Raw genomic sequence first — 17,461 nt, 5'->3', positions numbered from 1 at the left:
GCCGACACAACGGCCGCGTATATCTCGCTGAGTATCCACTCGGTGGGGAACCTGCTCGCGTGCTGGTCAGCGAAGATGGGGCTACATGGTCGCCGTTCGTGAGCCGAACCGACGTGCGACACTTCCACGGCGTGTTTCGTGACCCCTATTCCGGCGACCTGTGGGGGACGACCGGCGACACGGACGGCGAAAGCGCGATCGGGAGATTCGAGAGCGAGGAGTTCCGGCCCGTCGGTCGTGGGAGTCAGCGGTGGCGCGCCGTCGAGCTCGCGTTCACTCCGGACGCGGTATTCTGGGGGATGGACTGTCCCTACACCGATCGCGTCGAAATCCTGCGCTTGGATCGTGACGCAATACGGGCCACAGAATCGGACGGCACACCGGAGCCAGACGTCGTGGCGACCGTTGACGCGCCGGTGTTCTACGCTGAAACCGTCGAGCGGGGTAAAGAGACCTGGGTCGTGCTCTCGACAGCAGCCACGACTGGGCTCGATAGCACCGCACCGCCGGGCGCGCGACGGCAGAATCCGAAGACCGTCGAAGTACTCGCTGCGTCCGATCGCACGGGGTACGGACGTTGGCACCGGATCGCGCAGTTCGAGCGGTCGACGCCGATCGGTGAATACGTGTCGTCGATCCCGACGACGAACGCCTACGTGTTCATCAGCTGGGACCCCGATCTCGGACTGTTGCTCAATCCGTTCAATACGACACGAGACCACGGAACGATTCTCAGCATCCCGCCGTCGTGGTTCGAAACGGAGGTGACAGAGTATGCGCTCTGATCCGCTACGAACGACAAGCTGGGCTGCGAACCTCATCAAGCATCAGGTGCTGAAACAACGGAATCAGCGCCGGTCAGTCTCGGCGGTGTCAGAGAGGACGTTCGAGGAGATTCTGCGGACTCACGCCAGCGGTGAGAATCAGGTCTTTCTCCACGTCGGATTGAGCGACATCAAGAATGCGTTCGACACGAATCCGTACGAGTTCCTTCTCTCGAAGGTCGAAGCGAATTTCGAGAGCGTCCTCGCTCCGGGGTTCACCGACTATTTCAAAATGTCCGGGGTCTATCACAAGGAACACTCGCGGCCCAAGCACGGGATGTTCAGCAAGCTATTCTTGAGGGACGCCGAGTACCGAACGGACGACGCCATCAAGTCGATCCTCGTCGACGGACCGTACCGATTCGAGGAGTGCGTCCACGACGACTCGTATCATCCCGATGGGTGCTTCGCGAAGCTCGTCGACGACGACGTCCTCGTGATGGACGTCGGCGTGCCCTGGATCACGTGCTCGCATCTGCACTACTTCGAGCACGAGTTCGACGTCCCCTATATGACCGACAGAACGTACGAAGGAGTGCAGTGCGGCCCCGAGTCGGCGTGCGAGCCGATCAGCCAGACCTGTGGGCAGTACGTCTCGAAGTACTATTCGTGGAACAAACCGAAGATACAACGGGAACTGGCCGAAGCCGGCGTACTGGACGCCTACGATCTGAACGGGCTCCAGGTGCTGTTCTTCACTCTGGGGGACGTCGAAGACGTGATCGGAGACAAACTGCGGGACGATCCGTACTATCTCGTCACACTCTGATAGTGATTACTCTCACTGTGTACCGCCGAGCGCCACTCCCGGTGGCGATGGTCGGCGGTAAGAGACGAGAGTAATCATTATGAGACGGCCGATCGAGCGGCGGTTACGAGAGATACCCGAGGGCTCGAAGCCGATCTTCGGCTTCCTCGTCGTCTCCGTCAGTTTCAGGCGCATCCTCGGCAGTCCCGCTCGCGTCGCCGGCAACGATGTCTCGGCGCACGTCGGCTTCGACGACTAGCCACGGCACTGTGACGAGCGCGTCGGCGTACACCCCGGGCGGGTGGCCGTACATCCGGAATGGAATCGGGAAGGGTTCGGGGACTTCGCCCACGAGATTGCCGTGGTCGGCGGTCACGACCGTCCGTCCCGAGACCGCCGCGAGGAGGCGCTCGACGTGTGGGAAGGTGAGTTCGAGGTTCTCCCGATACGCGTCCCAGATCGCTGTCTCGTCGACGACGCCGCGTTTCAGCAGATCCCAGACGTTGTAGTGGTCGCTCTCGGCGGCCTCGCCCGTCGCCTGCCGCTTCGAGAACTCGATGCCGGCCTGCTCGTCTAAGAGCGACTGACCCAGTTCGCCGACGAACGGATAATGTGGTTGGACGAAGTGGCTGATGATGCGCTTTTTCGGGTACGTCTCGTGGGCCTCGATCGTCGCCTCGACCATCGTCTCCGGTAACACGGTGTTCAGGTCGTCGTCCCACGCGCGTTGCCACACCGAAATCGTCTCGTAGAAGGGGTCGTCGAGGTTGACGTTCACCTGCGGGTTCGCGGTGACGTAGACTGTGTCCTCGAACGAGTGGCCCTCGAAGTTGCGTCGGAGGAATTCCGCGGTGTTGGAGCCTCGGGAACGGCGGGTCTGCAGATCGCCCTCCAGCGGGTTCGTCGCTGCGAACATATCGTACCGACAGGCATCGAGGATGACCAGCGTGTCCCAGTCCTCGGCCATCACGTCGGTTCCCCTGTCGTCGGCGACGTATCTGAAGTATGGCTGAACGAAGGCGGTTCGCACCGCAAAGGGGACAGCAACGTCGCGCCACCAGCCAGCGTCGTTCCAGTGCTTTCGGAGGTTCCGCAGGAGTACTGAGCGATCCATATTACGTCCCCCCTCCGCCGTATCGCTCCTCGAAGTACACAGACAGCGCGTACGCCATCCACGCTTGACACCACCGCATCAGCGTGAAGCGCTTGGTGTAGAAGCGCCGCTGCTGGTAGTAAAACTGCCCCTCACCGGCGTAGAGGTTCGCGAGCACCCAGTCGACGATTCGGCGGACGAACTCGAAGTCGCCCGCCTTCGAGAAGACGATGATCCCCTGTGTCGCGGCGTGAATGTCCCGCGGATAGGACCTCCGCTCGTCCCAGTTCGGCGCGCCGTCAGCCTCGAACAGCAGGTCGCGGTAGAAAGACAGTGCGCGGTCGAGCGTCTCCTCGTACCGTTGGTCGCCAGCGACTTCGTGATACCGCTGGTAAGACTCGACGATGAAGCCGTTGTGGTGGTTGTCCATCGAGAGATGCGACGCGGACGGGGGGTCGCGGTAGGCCCAGCCGCCGACAGCGGCCTGCTTTGTCGCGATGTAGTCCAGTAACTGGCGTGCCCGGTTGAGGTGTCGGTCCGCCCCGAAGTGATCGTACAGGTCCACGAGCAGGCGAGCACCGACCGCCCCGCCGTTGAGCGTGTAGAAGTCGCCGTCGAACAGCGGCTGGTAGACGATCCGCGCCCCACCGTCGAGTTCCGTGTAGTCCAGTTCGTCTACCACAAAGCGTTCGGCGGTGTGTGCGGTCTCACCGTAGTCGTCGTCGTAGGTCGCCATCCGAAGCAACGACTTCACGCCGTAGGAGGTAGGGACTACGTTCGGCGTGTTCGCCGGACGCAGTTCCCGGAGCTGTTGCATCTGGTGGCGGTGCCCGCCGCAGAACCCGGCGAAGTCCTCGCTTTGCTCGTCGACGAGCCAGTCGGCGAGGTGACGGGCCTGATCGAGATACGTCCGGTCTCCGGTGAGCTGGTAGGCGGTCTCGTTGGCCATCGTAAACAACGCAGACCCCTTGAAATTGCGACGCTGTTCGACGAGGAACAGCGGCCGAACGTTTACTGGGGCGCGTTTGATGCTCTCTTGGACGGCGATGTTGAGCCACTTGTTCTCGACAGGAAGCGCCCGGAGAAGGCGGCTGCTCATCCCGTCGAAGTAGTCGTAGCCGGTGTAGTTGCGCTGGCGGGCATACGAGAGTGCGTCGAGCATCACCTGTTGGAGATACGCGTCCCGGTCAGAGAGATCCCCTTCGGCCGGCCGAGCCTCGATTCGCGAGTCCGCGTGCAATGGTTCGCTCATCAGGCGTCGACCTCCGAGTTAATGAGCCGAGCCGTGAGCCGAGCGACCTCCTCTTGAACGCGCTCGGCGCGGCTCGTATCGGGCACCGCGTCGGCGGCGTCGAGGCCGGTGACGTACGCGACGATGTCGTCGGGGTGCCGCGAGTGGAAGATCCGGCCCTCTTCGACGAGGTGGCGGTCGACAGAGAGCAGTTCGTTCGGGAAGAACGAGACCGCCGGCGTGCCGAGACTGGCGGCCTCGCGGGCCATCGTGCCGGAGCCGGTCAGCATACACCGAGCGTTCCAGGCCAGATCGAGGCCGTTGAGCGGATTCTCGGGGACGAACACCTCGCTTCGGTCGTAGGGGTCCGCGAATTCCTCGTCGCCGCGGCCGCGAGGGAGATAGACGACCGGGATGTCACGGTCTACGAACCCCTCTAGCAGGTCGGGAACGATCGACGCTTCGACGTCGACGTACGCGGCCGTGAGAGCCTCGGGCCTGATCACGACGAACGTCTCGAACGGGAATCTGTCAGTGAAATCCGGCTCTGGTTCGAAGTCGGCGACGTAGACGTCCTCTTTGATCCCGTCGTAGGTGTGTACGGCCCCGCTCGCAGGCCACTGTTCGAGTTCGTCGCGTTCGAACGCGGCCGGTACGACGTTGTGGGTCGCCAGCGCCTCCAGGCGGTTGTAGAGCTGTTCGGCCCACAGGCCGTCGACGTAGGCGGTGATGTCGTTGTCGGTGTAGTGGATGCTCGGGATGCCGTTGGCCCTGGCAGCGAGCACGGACATCGCGTTCCGAGCCGAAAGCGCGACGGCGGCGTCAGGGGCTTCGAGGCCGAGTTGTCCCGTTCGAAGCGGAATCCCGACCTTTCGCAGGGTCTCGTGGTCGAAGTCTCGACCGACGACCCGGAAGTCGAATCCGACCTCCCGGGCCAGCGGGACCGTCTCGCCCTTCTCACGAACGGTGACGTCGAGAGCGACGCCGTCGAGGCGATCCATCAGCGCGGCGAAGAAGAAGGGGTGCGAAGGGCTCACCAGATCGACCCAGACGGGAACCGTGGCGCGCGTTCGATCCAGGCTCTCGGGGCGACTGATCGTGTTCATTACAGGTGAATCGATACAGCCCAGCGTATCGACTTTGTTATGCCGAGATTACCCGGCAGCGGCCAAATCAGCGGTCGATACCGGCGAATAGTAGCCTCTGTAATCGGGCGCAGTCGGGGGTAATTGGTAATGAATTAACCGTATAGATCGCGTGCGCCCACACGATGCCGCGCCGGGATATCATCTGGATCACCTTGGAGAGTGTCCGTCAGGATCACACCTCCCTCAGCGGCCACGAGCGCGACACGACGCCGAACGTGCGCCGGCTCGCAGCGCGGAGCGACAGTGCGGCGTTCTCGAACTGCTTCGCTCACGGGATCTGGACGCGAACGTCCAGCGCATCGATGCTCACTGGCAGCGCACCCGCCAGCCACGGCGTGCTGTCGTTCGACTCGAAGCTACCAGCGGACATCAAGACCGTCCCCGAACAGCTTTCGGACCGGGGGTACCGGACGGCAGCTGTGTCGCCAATCGCGCAGGTGAGCGAGGCGACCGGCCTCGACCGCGGGTTCGACGACTTCCACTACCTCACGCGGGGCACGCTACTCGAAGAAGCGGGGCTGCGGTCGATGGTCCGGTATCTGCGACAGATTCATCACCACTCCGCCGGCCTGACGATGGACACCAAAAAGCACAGTATCGGGTATCTCGTCGCCGAGATCGCGACCCGACACATACGACAGCGGGCTGACGAGGATGACCCCCTCTTTCTGTACGTGCACATCGGAGACAGCCACCATCCCTACTATCCGCCGAAAGGGTGGCGGGAAGCGTTCGTCGACGACCTCCAGTTAGATCTCGCTGCGTCCCTGTCGGTCGCGATGGAGATGTCGGACCGGCTGATCGAACAGATGGCGGCCGGACTGCCGTTCTCCGACGCCGAGTGGAACGCGATCGAAGTCCTCTACGACACCGCGATCCGGTACGTAGACTCCCTCGCTGGCACGATCGTCGACACCGCGCGATCGTACCTCGACGATCCCATCGTCGTCGTCACGGCCGACCACGGAGAGTTGCTCGGGGAAGAAGGGTGTCTCGCACATATGCTCGTCGCGAACACTGCCGTGACGAACGTCCCGCTGGTAATTTCCGGCCTCGAGGGGCTCGACGGAGGAGACCGCCTCGTACAGCCCGCCGACGTTCTGAAGACGATCTCGAATCGGTGTGAACTCTCGCTTTCCGTGCCGGCAGGACAGGACGTTTCGGCTGGCGAACGGGCCGTCGCCGTCACCCAGCGCGGCGGGAAGCGGGCTCGAAAGAAGATCGACCAGATCCGGGATCACGATCCCGAGAGTGGATCGCACTTCTGTCCGGGCAACCTCACGAGCGTTCGGACGGCCGACTATCGATATCAGCGGTGCAACGGTCAGGAAGACCTGTTCGTCCTCCCTGACGAGACGGTCGATCGTGCGGAGAGCGAACCGGCGATCACCGAGCGCTTTCGTCAGGTAACAGACGAGTGGCTCGCCGAACACGCGCGTGAGGAGAGTACGGACCGCGCAGAGTTCTCAGCGCAGATGCGACGGCAACTGGAAGATCTCGGGTACTTCTAGCCGTTCGACCGGGGGAAGTACCGCGGCGTAGCGGCCCGACAGGTCTCGACATCCAGTCGGAACGTCTGGTTTCTCCCACATCAGTTAGTAATACTACACTACTACTAGCAGGATTGTACTACAATCGTAGCCGACATAGTAGGTAACTATTACCACACCTGCTAAGAGTGGCGCGCAGGCCAGCAAAACGCCTCTTTTCTGGCTGAGATCTCTTGGTGTATGCTCAAAGCTCAACCAAACAAAGTGAGACCTAGGTAAAGAACAATCATACGGTTGCTAAGAGAATCCTACTGGTCGGTACGGTTAATTAGATATCTCCTACTGATCCCGACGAAGCAATGGACGACACTAGTGGTGAGAAGGCAGATCCTACTGTGGCATCTACGAGTGAATTTGCGGAGCAGGAAGAATCGGCCGGCTTAGATGACGAAACGCCGAGTATGCGGTCTGAAACCTCCAGTAAGGGACTCCTTAATCGGCGTAATTGCCTCAAAGCGGGGGCGGCGATGCTCGCCGCGGGGTCGTCGGCGTTCGTTGGCGGCGCGGCAGCGGCGACGGAACGGTACGGGATCCAATTCAGTACTGTCGTCGATGCAGTCGACGACCTCGGCCTGGATCCGAACGGCAACGATCCGATCGACTCGACGTTGGAAGACGCGCTGGCAAGCGGGGACACGCTCGTGGAGTTCCCGGCTGGGACCTACTACTTCGACGGCCAGCTGGACTTCGGCTCGCCGGACAACTGGGGCATCCGTGGTCTGGGAAGCAGTCCCTCGGACGTGCGGTTCGTGACGACGCCTGGCGAGGGACGGTATCTGACCAAGACCAACGGCGGCTCGGGACAGCTCGTCGAGAACGTCACCTTCGACTACAGCGCTGAAGACGACGGGGGGCTCGGAATCGTCCTCCGTGGCGAGGACAAGATCCGCGTCCAGGACGTAGAGTTCGTCGGGTTCAATCCCGTTCACGCGGATGGCTCGAAGATCAACGTCGTGCCGATGGCGCTGGATCCGAACGGCCGCGCGGTCATCGATGGTCTGGTGCGAACGGGCCCGACGGACATCGTCTCGCACGGCCACCTCGACGGCAACTCCAACGATAGCTGTATCTGGCTCGGCGACCGTCACGAAGGCGAGCTCGTCATCCGGAACTCCCACATCGAAAACACCGGCACGAACGCCGTATACGCCTCCCGGACTTCCGGGACGGTCCACTACGAGAACTGTCTGTTCAGGAATAACAATCAGACGTCGATCCGGATCGGCGGCGGCGACGGGAACCAAAACACCATTCAGAACTGTACGTTCGTCGTCGACACCGAGAACGCGGACCCGGACAACGGGGGCGAGTTCATCAACCCCCACGGCGTGGTCTGTGAGACGAACGAGACGACGCCCGGGCCGATTCGCATCGAGGACTGTGAGTTTATGTACAAGTCCGGCCCCGACCGCGGTCGGCTCCTGTTTGCCGACGGCAACGCCGGACCGATCGAAATCGTCAACAGCCGGTTCCGCTCGGAGAATAGCGAAGTCGAGCCCATCTTCGCACGCGGCGAACCCCGCTGGTGGAAGGCCGCACCCGACCAGTCGATCGACATCCGGAAGAGCCAGTTCTCCGGCAGCGGCGAGGTTACGGTCAACGACCGGCCGGCCACGATGCAAAGCGGCTGTATCTCCAGTCCCGTCTCCGGCGTCGACGTCGACGAGAGCGTCTCCCGGGACAGCTGTACGATCCCCGACACCGACGCACCGGCGGAGTCGACCGAAGAAGAGGAAACGGAGAGCGACACGACCACCACGACGCCGACGAACGAGCTGACCGTCACCGGGACCGGCACGAAGACGAACTACGAGTTCGCCGTCGGCGGCCAACTCGAAGCGACGGACGACGTCGAAGCGTGGGATGAAGTCTCCGAGTCCTCCGTCAATGGCTGGATCACCTCCGAAGGAGTAGCAGACACCTACCAGTTCTCCGGGCCGCTCCAGCGCATCGAGTTCCTCGAAGGAGAGGCAAAGGTGTCTGTCAACGGTCAGCAGATCGATCCTGCGACGCTGAGCACGAGCGGCGAGTTCCCCTCGACCCTACAGATTCCGGGCAACGGGAGCACGAAGAACTACCGGGTCAGCGTGACCGGCGAAATCGCCGACCACCCCGCCCTCGGGACGTCGCTGAGCGAGTACGACACCGTCTCCGACGGGACGCTCGAAGGGTGGGCCACAGACGAGATGGACGCCATCCAGTTCTCTGGATCGGTCGAATCGATCGAGCTGCTCGAAGGCGACGGCTCGATGTACCTCAACGGGAAGCAGATCGATCCGGCGACCTACGATCCGGCGACCGAGCAGACCGACGAGGAAACGGACGAGCAGACAGACGAAGAGACGGACGAACAAACCGACGAGTCGACCGACGACGCCACGAAGCTCCCGAACACGATCACGATCGACGGGGACGGCGCCGGGGCGACCACCTACAGTTTCAGCGTCTCGGGCGACGTGGTTCGGAGCGACAAGCTGAGTTCGGGAACGGGTTCGACCACGATCGACTCGCTGACCGACTCGACCTCCGATGGAACGGTCAACGGATACATCTCCCAGGGCGTCGACGGCTATCGGTACTCCGGGGAGATCACTAGCCTATCGATCAACGGCGACGCGTCGGTCTCCATCTCGGACAACGACGGATAGTCCGACGGTCGCGGTGCGCGCCCGCTACTGATACTGTCGGACAGAGCTATGTGAAAAGTGTCGGCACCCCGTGGGGGCCAGAATGATTCACGAACTGCTGTCCGACAGTATGAACGTATCCGAGACTCTCCAGTCGGTCCCGGACGACCTCTTCGCTAACGTCTGCGTCGGCTGCGGTAGCGCCACCGTCAACGATCGTCTTCCGCTCGCCGTTGTCGGAGACGAGCCAGGGTACGCGCACGAGTTCGTCCGTGTAGATGCCCGGCGGGTGCCCGTACTCGCGGATCGGCAGGGGTGAGGCTCGCTCGCCGATCATCTGTCCGTGGTCCGCGGTCACGACCGTTCGACCGGAGAGATCCCCGAGGAGTCGTCGGACGTGCGGAAGGGCGACGTCTAGGTTTTCTCGAAACGCCTCCCAGAGGACGTCGTCAGAGACACCGAACGTGCCGCGCTTGACGTCACTCCAGGCGAAATTCAGTTTATCGAGGTCGAAGTGTTTGCGTCCTGTCGACCCGATGAATGGATAGTGCGGCTGGAGAAAATGCGCGACGATTCGTTTGTTCGGGTACGTCTCGGCGGCCTGGACGGTGTAGTCGGCCATCGTCTCCGGGAGCACCGTTCGAAAGTCCTCGTGCCAGCCGACGTCGCGCCAGACGTTCACCACGTCGTGAAACCTCGTCTGGAGCGCGTCCCGCTTGCGGTAATACATCGGGCTCGCGGTCACATAGACCGTGTCTCGAAGGTCCCGCCCGGCGAAGTTGGCAGCCAGAAACTCGCTCGTGTGAGAGCCCTTCGAGATCCGCGATTCGAGGCGACCCGGGAGTGAACGCTGAGCGAAAATGTCGTAGCGGCACGCGTCGAGAATGACGAGACTATCCCAGTCTTCCTCGAAGATATCGACGCCTCCAGGCGGTCCTCGCCGCCGTCCCAAACGAGTGTGATACAGCCGGTTTGCCTCACGGACGGCGAGCGACGGCTCCCGAATCACCTGGCGGACCTGGTGCAGTCCGTACATACCCGCTTGTGGTGTCTGCTGGATATTGTTATACCCACGGTAGCGGAGACCGCTGTGGGAGGAGACAGAATGTAGCCAGGATATAACAATCCACGTCGGTCGGCTTTAGAGACACAGCTATGGGTATCGTGCCGGACAGTTTGCAGTGTGTACCCGCAGAGGGGGATCGATGACCGGAATCGTCGGGGTCGGTCCGGATGGCCCGTCGCTCTCAGCGCTTCTCGCACCGGTTCACCAGGAGCCGTGGTACGAGACGGACCGAGTGGAAGCCGGAGACTACGGGCTCGCGATCGTCCATCACGGCACGAAGGACCCCGGCGGCTGGCACTGCTGGCAGGACGGTCGACGCGCTGGCGTGATCCACGGTGCGATCACGAACCTGGACGCGTTCGACGGCCGGTACGAACGCCTGTTCGCGCGCGTGTTCGAGGCGCCCGCCGAAACGCTCCGTCGACTCGACGGGCCGTTCCTGCTGGCCGCCGTCGACGACAGAGCAGAGCGATTACTCGTCGCGACCGACAAACTCGGGGCGCGGCCCTGCTATTACGCAGTCGAAGACGGCTTCGCGTTCGGATCGAACGCCGCATCCCCGCTCGCTGGCGTTGAAGATCCGACAGTAGACGTCCAAGGCGTGAGCGATATGGTGATGCTGGGCCAAGTCTGGGGCGAGAAGACGCTCGTCGAGGAGGTCTCAACACTCCCGCCGGCGACGGTCCTCGAGTCCCAGGAGGGGATCGTCTCCACCGAAGCGTACTGGCAGTTGGACGTCGACGTCAGCCCGAAGAAGGACCCGTTCACGCCGATCGTGAACGCCTACCGGCGTGCGATGGCGGACACGTCGGCCACGATGGACGGGTCCGTCGGGCTCTGGTTGTCAGGCGGACTCGACAGTCGGACGATGGCGAGCGAACTCTCACGGAACCTCAGTTCACTGGTCACCTACACCTACGACGCGAACCCCGCCGGCGGCGGCAACATCGAGATCGCGAAACGGATAGCCGATCGGGTCGGCGCCGAGAACGAGCTCGTCCCGCTCACTCCGGATCGATTCGTCGACGTGTTCGAGACGGCCGTCTCGCTGACGGGCGGGATGCTCACGTGGCGGACGTTTCTCAACCTGACGGCCGTGTTCAACATCGACGAGCCGACGGATCTGATCCTCGAAGGCTGCGGCCAGGGGACGCTGATGGGTGCCGGGATCGGCCAGACGCTCCTCGGACAGCACGAGATGCCCGAGGAGGTGCTCTACCACGCGAAGCATCAGACGGATCGGGCGACGGTACAGTCGGTGCTCGCACCCGACGTCGATCCGATGGCGACCTACCGCACGGTCGTCGCGGACGCGCCGTCGACCGACCCAGCCGAGACAGCGCTCACTGCGTACTACCGTAACTACGTCGCTCGTGGGGAATTCGCGAGCAACCGCATCGCCCGGAGCCAAGTGGGAAGTCGCGTCCCGCTGGTCGATGGTGAGTTCCTGACGGCAGCGACGGACCTCCCGCTCTCGTACCGGGAGCGGGCGATCCCCTTCACCGGCGGGAAGATTCCGGCAGGGGCGGCGAAGGGGAAGTTCGAGTTCACGCGGGCGCTTGACGACGGCCTTTCGGACATCCCCTACGAGCGGACGAAGTTCCCGCCGTCGTATCCACACTGGCTGCACACCGTGGGATTCGTCGCCGACACGGGGTCAAAACGGCTTCTCGGTAAGACGGCCTACGGGGGGCGACGGATGCAGAGCCGCTGGTACGAGAGCAACGATCGGCTACGGGCCCTCGTCGACGGACTCTTAGACGACGCCGCGACACGGCCGGTTTTCGACGCCGACACTATCCAGACGCTGCGACGAGCCCACGACGCTGGAGAAGCCAACAACCTCGGCCCGCTCGCGGCTGTGAGCACTGTGGAGTCCTGGCTACAGCAACACCTCGAATAGCGGCTACGTCCGGGAATTACGAACGGCTCGCCGGACGTGTTGCGCTGGCTTGTACGTCATCGGCCCACCCAGTGCGACGAGCAGGTACAGATACGACGTCGCATCGGTCGGGTCGCGTCCGAGCGCCGCGAGGAAGTGTTTGAGAGCGGATCTGTAGTAGCCGTTTCGGAGCGCAGAGAAGCCCAGGGTACGGGTGAGCGACGCGACGAACCGCCGTTCGGTATCGCGCCCGTACTCCGCTGCGAGATCACGGTGTTTCCGGAGGAGGAGTGGAACCGAAACGTCACGCTTGGCTTCGTAGTCGTCCGTGATCTGATCGTGTGACGTGTACCGACGAGTGACGAGCGGCTCGGGGACTGACGCGTAGCGGCACTGCGTCGACAACCGGATGTGCCACTCTTTGTCCTGTAAACTCGGGAGCCGGTCGTCGGGGACCCCGGCCGCATCGACTATCGAGCGCCGGACGACGAACCGCGAAAACGACCCCGCCTGAACCGTCCCCCGGAGGATCGCTTCGGTCACGCGACCGTCGGCGGCCGGCGTGACTGATCCAATACGCTCACCGTCGTCGTCGACGACGCGGGCCCCGACGAGTACGACACCGACGTCGGAGCCGCCCTCTTCGAACCTGTCTGCGACCCGTTCGAGGTATCTCGGATCCCAGAGGTCGTCGTCGTCGAGGAACGCGACGAACTCGCCCACAGACCGGGAGATTCCGGTACATCGGGCGGCGTTCGCACCCCTGTTTTCCTCGTGGCGAACGACCTCCGCACGCGCGAGCCCGTCGACGTCGACATCGGCCACGGCGGGTTCGATCGGCTCCGGGGAGTGATCGTCGACGACCACCAGTTCGACGCGTTCGTGCGTCTGTTCGGCGACGCATCGAACGGCCTCGGGGAGGTAGTCGGGGCGACCGTACGTCGGAATGACGACGCTCACCAGCGGGGTCGTTTCAGCGAGGACCATCGTCGACTTCTCGGCCAGAACCGTCTTTGTTATACATCGTATTTCGGGAGTCGAAGGCGGCGAACACGGCGATAACGACACAAGAGGATCTGACGGCGACGCCGCGTGCGACGTGGGGAGACTACCGTAGGAGAGCTATAACAATACACGTACGCGGGCAAGAGCCCGCGAGTCGATGGTCGATCTACTTCGATCCGATGGGAGGCATACTGTCGGACGTCGCTCCGTGCCGATATTCGGCGCTCACGGGAGCCGAGATCAGGCCCGAACGTACGTCCGACGGTATCAGAACACGAAGGGGGAACGGCGATGAACGCGGAGCGACGATCCGGCACCCGACAGCTCGTCGATGTCTACGTAGCGCTCGCGCTGCTCGTCGTCGCGGGCGTGGGTGTCGTCGCGCCCGTCCCTGATCGAATCCGGCTGCTCATCGCGTTGCCGACGCTGTTTCTGCTCCCGGGGTACGCGCTCACGACGCTGCTGTTTCCGACGCGTTCCGAACAGCCGTCGGGCCCCACAACGCAACTCTCGGCGGCCAACAGCACCGGTGAGCACGACGGGACCAGCGGTATCGGACACTGGGAGCGGGCCGGGTTGTCGTTCGGCGTGAGCGTGACGCTCTTGCCCCTCCTCGGGCTGCTGCTGTCGTCACTCGGGGTCGAAATCACTGCTGTGACGGCTCTCGGTGCCGTCGCCGTCCTCACATTGGTTACCCTCGGTGCCGGTATCGGACGACGGTGGCAGTACCCACAATCGGTCCGATACCAGCCGCCAATACCCTCGGTGGCGGCGTTCGTCGACGGGGGACGGAACACTGGTACACAGTCGACGAGAAGCGTTGCACTCTCAGCGGCGTTGGTCATCGTGGTCGCTGCCGCAGTGGGCAGTTTCGCGCTGGCCGTAACGGCGCCGAGTGCTGAGTCCGAATCGACGGAAGCGTCGCTACTCACGCGGGCACCGTCGGGAGAGTTAGTCGCGAGCGGCTATCCGGCGACGATCGAGCCAGGACAGCGAGAGCAGTTGGTACTCGCCGTGAGCAACGACGAGCAGGCGACTGTGGAATACTCCGTCGTCGTGCAGTTACAGCGGCTCACCGCCGGCGACGACCCGTCCGTCCTGGCTCGCGAGCAGCATCTGACCGCACAGGAGCAACTGTCCGACGGCGAGACGTGGGAGTACGAACACGAGATCGCCCCGCCGCCAGGGTACGCCGGCGAGCGGACGCGAGTCGTCTACCTCATCTACCGCGGCGAACCACCGGCACAGCCGAGAATGGACAACGCGTACCGATATCTGACGCTCTCAATCGGCGGGAAGCAGGCAGACGCGACCGTGACACCGGTCGCACAGGAGTAGCGTGGTAAGTCGGCGAGGCGTGAGTAGTCGGCGAGGCATAGTTACTCGGCGAGTGGGCTACGTTGGAGAACCGTGGTTAGTCGGCGAACAGAGCGGTTGCAGTGTGATCGTGCGGTGCGGCTTCCAGCGGCGACGTCACCCGTTCTCGGCCGCCGCAACGAGTTCGTCCACGCGGACCACCTCGATCTCACCGGCCTGCTCTCGCCGGTGAACCTCGTCGACGACGCCCTGGAACTCGTCGAGCCCCGCGTCAGTCGAGAGCCCGTGGAAAAACAGCGAGAGAACGCCACCGTACGCGATCGTCTGATCTAAGAGCTGCCGGGCTTCTGTCGGAGTCGGCTCACCCTCACCGGGGATCAACTGCGGGTTCGACGGGCGCGCGATGGGCTGCCACCCGCCGACCCGTCCGCTGTCGTGGACCGTAGAGACTATTTCGAGCGCCTGTTCGTCGACGCCGCCGTAGGGGTACGCGAAGTGTCGAGCGCCTTCGGTGAACCCCCGTTCGAGGAGCCACTGCTTCGCGCTCCGGACCTGCGCTTCGACCTCTGCCGGATCGGATAGCTCACGGAGGTTCAGGTGGTCCGTCGTGTGCGAACCGACGAGCCACCCCTCTGCCTGTAGTTCTCGTAGCTGTGATTCGGTCAGTTTACCTTCGGTTCCGATCGTGCTGGGATTGACGTACGTGATCGCCGGGTAGTCGTGCTGTGCGAGATACGGAAGCGCTTTCGTGTAGTCGGTTTCGTTGCCGTCGTCGAACATAAACGCGACCTTTGGAGTCTCCGGGGCGGAGACGCGGACAGGACAGTCGAGAAAGAGCTTCTCGGTTCCGGACTCATCGCCCGGTGCCATTCGAAACGAGACACGGGTAATGTGCGCCAGATCGACGGGGGCGTCGTCGACCTGCGGATCCAACAGCCCGAAATCGAGCCGAACCAACGCGCCGCGACTGCGAGAGACGGCGCGCGTCCGGAGGCGGTTGCCCTCGCGGTCCTGAAGGTCGATGTACGGATACGTCCCCGGAGCGCTGCCGTCGATCGCGACGTAGCACGCGGGGCGAGCGTTGCGAAAGTCCATCGGTTCGTCCAGTGGAACGTGGAGCCAGGCTCCGTCCGCTCCAGTGTGGAGTTCGGCACACTGTGTGCCCGTAACGTGCCGCTCGCTGTTGGCGTACAGTTCGCCATCCGTGACCTCGAGGTCGGACAGCCGCTCGAAAGAGTCGGAGCCGAGTTCCACGCGGGAAGGTTCCGGCGTCAGAGTCGAGTCCGACGCGTCGGCACCGTCGTGGTCCGCGCCGCGCTCTACCTGGGGCGACTCTTTGCGGCCGACACACCCGGCAGCCCCGAGCAGCGAACTCCCGGCGACCGTCGTGAGAAGCGCGCGGCGAGAGATGGTCCCGCGCGACCGCTCCAACTGTGCCCCCGCACGGCGCACCCGCTCTTTCGTCTCGTCTGTCATTTTGTTGTCGTCTTATCAGTAGCATCGGTGATTGTAATACTGCGCCTTCTCACGGCGATGGGGGTATATACTACCGGGAAGTGCAAAGCGAGACAATGTCGAAATCCGGTTTGTCGGTCTCGGGCGGCCGGTCGTGAAAGCGGCGCGACAGTGGCGCGAGCAGGCAGCATCAGCAGACGCGTCCGCCGGTACGACCCTGCTAACAATGCGTCCTCAAAAGATAGAAGCGCACGATGAGTGACGCAGTGTCAACTAATCTCCTCGTCGTCGGGGCCTGCAGTCGGGATACCGGCGGCATCGCTCAGTACATCCGGGGGCAGTCCCAGCACATCGCTGACTCGGTCGACGTCACGACGCACAGCACGAGTTCGCCGCCAGGGAAGGCGGTCCTCTCGGAGGGTGGCGTCGCCAAGTACCGCTGGCTGCTCCTCGCGGTGCTTTCGGCCGTCAGGAGGGTACTGGAGTTTCCGTTCTACGAGCGGCCCGATGTCGTCCACGTACACGCGTCATCGTACCTCTCGTTTTACCGAGAATCGGTGTTCGTCGTCTTCGGCGCGCTGGTCTGGAGGCGACCGGTCGTGGTCCACATTCACGGCTCCGACTTCGACGAGTTCCTCCGCACGTCTGGTCTGCTCCGCTCGTGGTACGTCGGGTGGGTGCTGAATCTGTCCGCGGAAGTGATCGTCCTCTCCTCGTACTGGGAGCAGGTGCTCTGTGCGGAGACCGACTTGGACGAGGCGATGGTGCTGCCAAATCCCATCGACGTGTCGTCGTTCTCCGAGGACGGGCGTGCAGAAGATCCACACATCGTCTACGTCTCCAACCTCATAGAGCGGAAGGGGGTCGCCGAGTTCGCCGACGCGATCCGACGCTTAAGCGCACGCGACGGACCCGAGTTTCGAGTGAGTGTCGCTGGGGACGGCCCGAAATCCGAGCAGATACGGGCACTCGCGACCGAGTACGAATTCGTGGAGTACTACGGGTACGTCTCGGAGAGTCGGAAGTACGGGCTGTTGACCAACGGATCGATCTACGTGCTGCCCACGTACGCTGAAGGGTTACCGATCTCGCTCTTGGAAGGGATGGCCGGCGGCAACGCCGTCGTGTCGACGGAGGTCGGGGCGATCCCGGAGGTTGTCGGCTCCGAGAACGGCATCCTGATCCCGCCGGTCGACGTCGATGCGCTCGTCGACGCGCTGGATACGCTTCGCACTGACGGCCAGTTGCGGCGGGAGATGGGCGAGACGAACCGTGAGCTCGTACGCGAGCAGTACACGTGGTCGCGGATCAGCCGCGAACTCCAGGAGTTGTACGAGCGTCTTCGGCCACGGTCACAACCCGGAGCGGGTCGAACCGGCGGGTCGCCGTCGCCGACTGTCACCAGCCCGAAGTAGACTGTTCTTACGGTCACGCAGTCACGCGTGTAGTACTCACATAACTAAACCAAAGAGAGACATACCGGATCGTGTGTCCGTTTTCGTACACTGGGCGCAC

The 17,461-nt window shown here is 63.1% G+C and carries 13 protein-coding genes; 7 read left to right on the top strand and 6 right to left on the bottom strand.

Translation table 11 applies throughout. From position 1 onward, the window contains the following. Nucleotides 1–59 precede the first annotated feature (59 nt). Both D3D02_RS21165 and D3D02_RS08745 read left to right on the top strand, forming a co-directional pair. The gene (locus D3D02_RS21165; RefSeq protein ID WP_233560624.1) at nt 60–785 is read left to right on the top strand and encodes a hypothetical protein; all 726 of its coding nucleotides are present in this window, start codon (nt 60–62) and stop codon (nt 783–785) included. Further along, nucleotides 775–1,593: an AAC(3) family N-acetyltransferase gene (locus D3D02_RS08745; RefSeq protein ID WP_121569598.1), complete on the top strand. Its 819-nt coding sequence runs from the start codon at nt 775–777 to the stop codon at nt 1,591–1,593. Before D3D02_RS21165 ends, D3D02_RS08745 begins: the two co-directional genes overlap by 11 nt. 103 nt (nt 1,594–1,696) lie before the next feature. Here the strand turns inward: D3D02_RS08745 and D3D02_RS08740 are convergent, their stop codons facing one another. Genes D3D02_RS08740 through D3D02_RS08730 form a run of 3 tightly spaced genes read right to left on the bottom strand, consistent with a single transcriptional unit; the run spans nt 1,697 to nt 5,002 of the window. After that, the gene (locus D3D02_RS08740; protein ID WP_121569597.1) at nt 1,697–2,686 is read right to left on the bottom strand and encodes a hypothetical protein; all 990 of its coding nucleotides are present in this window, start codon (nt 2,684–2,686) and stop codon (nt 1,697–1,699) included. Between the two features lies 1 nt (nt 2,687). Beyond that, complete coding sequence (locus D3D02_RS08735) at nt 2,688–3,917, bottom strand: antibiotic ABC transporter permease (protein WP_233560623.1); 1,230 nt, start codon at nt 3,915–3,917, stop codon at nt 2,688–2,690. Further along, nucleotides 3,917–5,002, bottom strand: a complete 1,086-nt coding sequence (locus D3D02_RS08730; RefSeq protein ID WP_121569596.1) for a DUF354 domain-containing protein — start codon at nt 5,000–5,002, stop codon at nt 3,917–3,919. Before D3D02_RS08730 ends, D3D02_RS08735 begins: the two co-directional genes overlap by 1 nt. A gap of 164 nt (nt 5,003–5,166) precedes the next feature. On the opposite strand from D3D02_RS08730, the gene D3D02_RS08725 reads away from it, so the two are divergent. Then, nucleotides 5,167–6,555 (top strand): sulfatase, encoded by a 1,389-nt coding sequence (locus tag D3D02_RS08725; protein ID WP_121569595.1) that lies wholly within the window; start codon nt 5,167–5,169, stop codon nt 6,553–6,555. A gap of 338 nt (nt 6,556–6,893) precedes the next feature. Next, nucleotides 6,894–9,242, top strand: a complete 2,349-nt coding sequence (locus D3D02_RS08720) for a right-handed parallel beta-helix repeat-containing protein (protein ID WP_147435591.1) — start codon at nt 6,894–6,896, stop codon at nt 9,240–9,242. A gap of 46 nt (nt 9,243–9,288) precedes the next feature. On the opposite strand, the gene D3D02_RS08715 is transcribed toward D3D02_RS08720, so the two are convergent. Beyond that, entirely contained in the window at nt 9,289–10,257 is a 969-nt protein-coding gene (locus tag D3D02_RS08715) for a hypothetical protein (RefSeq protein WP_199723045.1), read from the bottom strand. Nucleotides 10,258–10,426: 169 nt separating this feature from the next. Here D3D02_RS08715 and D3D02_RS08710 point away from each other — a divergent pair, with 169 nt between their 5' ends. Continuing rightward, nucleotides 10,427–12,190 (top strand): asparagine synthase-related protein, encoded by a 1,764-nt coding sequence (locus D3D02_RS08710; RefSeq protein WP_121569593.1) that lies wholly within the window; start codon nt 10,427–10,429, stop codon nt 12,188–12,190. A gap of 3 nt (nt 12,191–12,193) precedes the next feature. On the opposite strand, the gene D3D02_RS08705 is transcribed toward D3D02_RS08710, so the two are convergent. After that, nucleotides 12,194–13,156 carry a glycosyltransferase family 2 protein gene (locus D3D02_RS08705; protein WP_121569592.1) on the bottom strand — a complete coding sequence of 321 codons (963 nt, stop codon included), beginning with the start codon at nt 13,154–13,156 and terminating at the stop codon, nt 12,194–12,196. A gap of 309 nt (nt 13,157–13,465) precedes the next feature. On the opposite strand from D3D02_RS08705, the gene D3D02_RS08700 reads away from it, so the two are divergent. Then, a complete protein-coding gene (locus tag D3D02_RS08700) occupies nt 13,466–14,512 on the top strand; it encodes a DUF1616 domain-containing protein (RefSeq protein ID WP_121569591.1) in 1,047 nt (348 codons plus the stop codon). A 135-nt stretch (nt 14,513–14,647) separates the two neighbouring features. Here D3D02_RS08700 and D3D02_RS08695 read toward each other — a convergent pair whose 3' ends face one another. Beyond that, the gene (locus D3D02_RS08695) at nt 14,648–15,967 is read right to left on the bottom strand and encodes a polysaccharide deacetylase family protein (RefSeq protein ID WP_121569590.1); all 1,320 of its coding nucleotides are present in this window, start codon (nt 15,965–15,967) and stop codon (nt 14,648–14,650) included. A gap of 233 nt (nt 15,968–16,200) precedes the next feature. On the opposite strand from D3D02_RS08695, the gene D3D02_RS08690 reads away from it, so the two are divergent. Further along, a complete protein-coding gene (locus D3D02_RS08690; protein WP_121569589.1) occupies nt 16,201–17,361 on the top strand; it encodes a glycosyltransferase family 4 protein in 1,161 nt (386 codons plus the stop codon). The last annotated feature ends 100 nt before the right edge of the window (nt 17,362–17,461 follow it).

The sequence above is a fragment of the Halobellus sp. Atlit-38R genome, assembly GCF_003665925.1.
GTDB lineage: Archaea > Halobacteriota > Halobacteria > Halobacteriales > Haloferacaceae > Haloquadratum > Haloquadratum inordinatus.
Note: the sequence above shows the minus strand (reverse complement) of the source record. Positions and strands in the feature narration are given on the sequence as shown.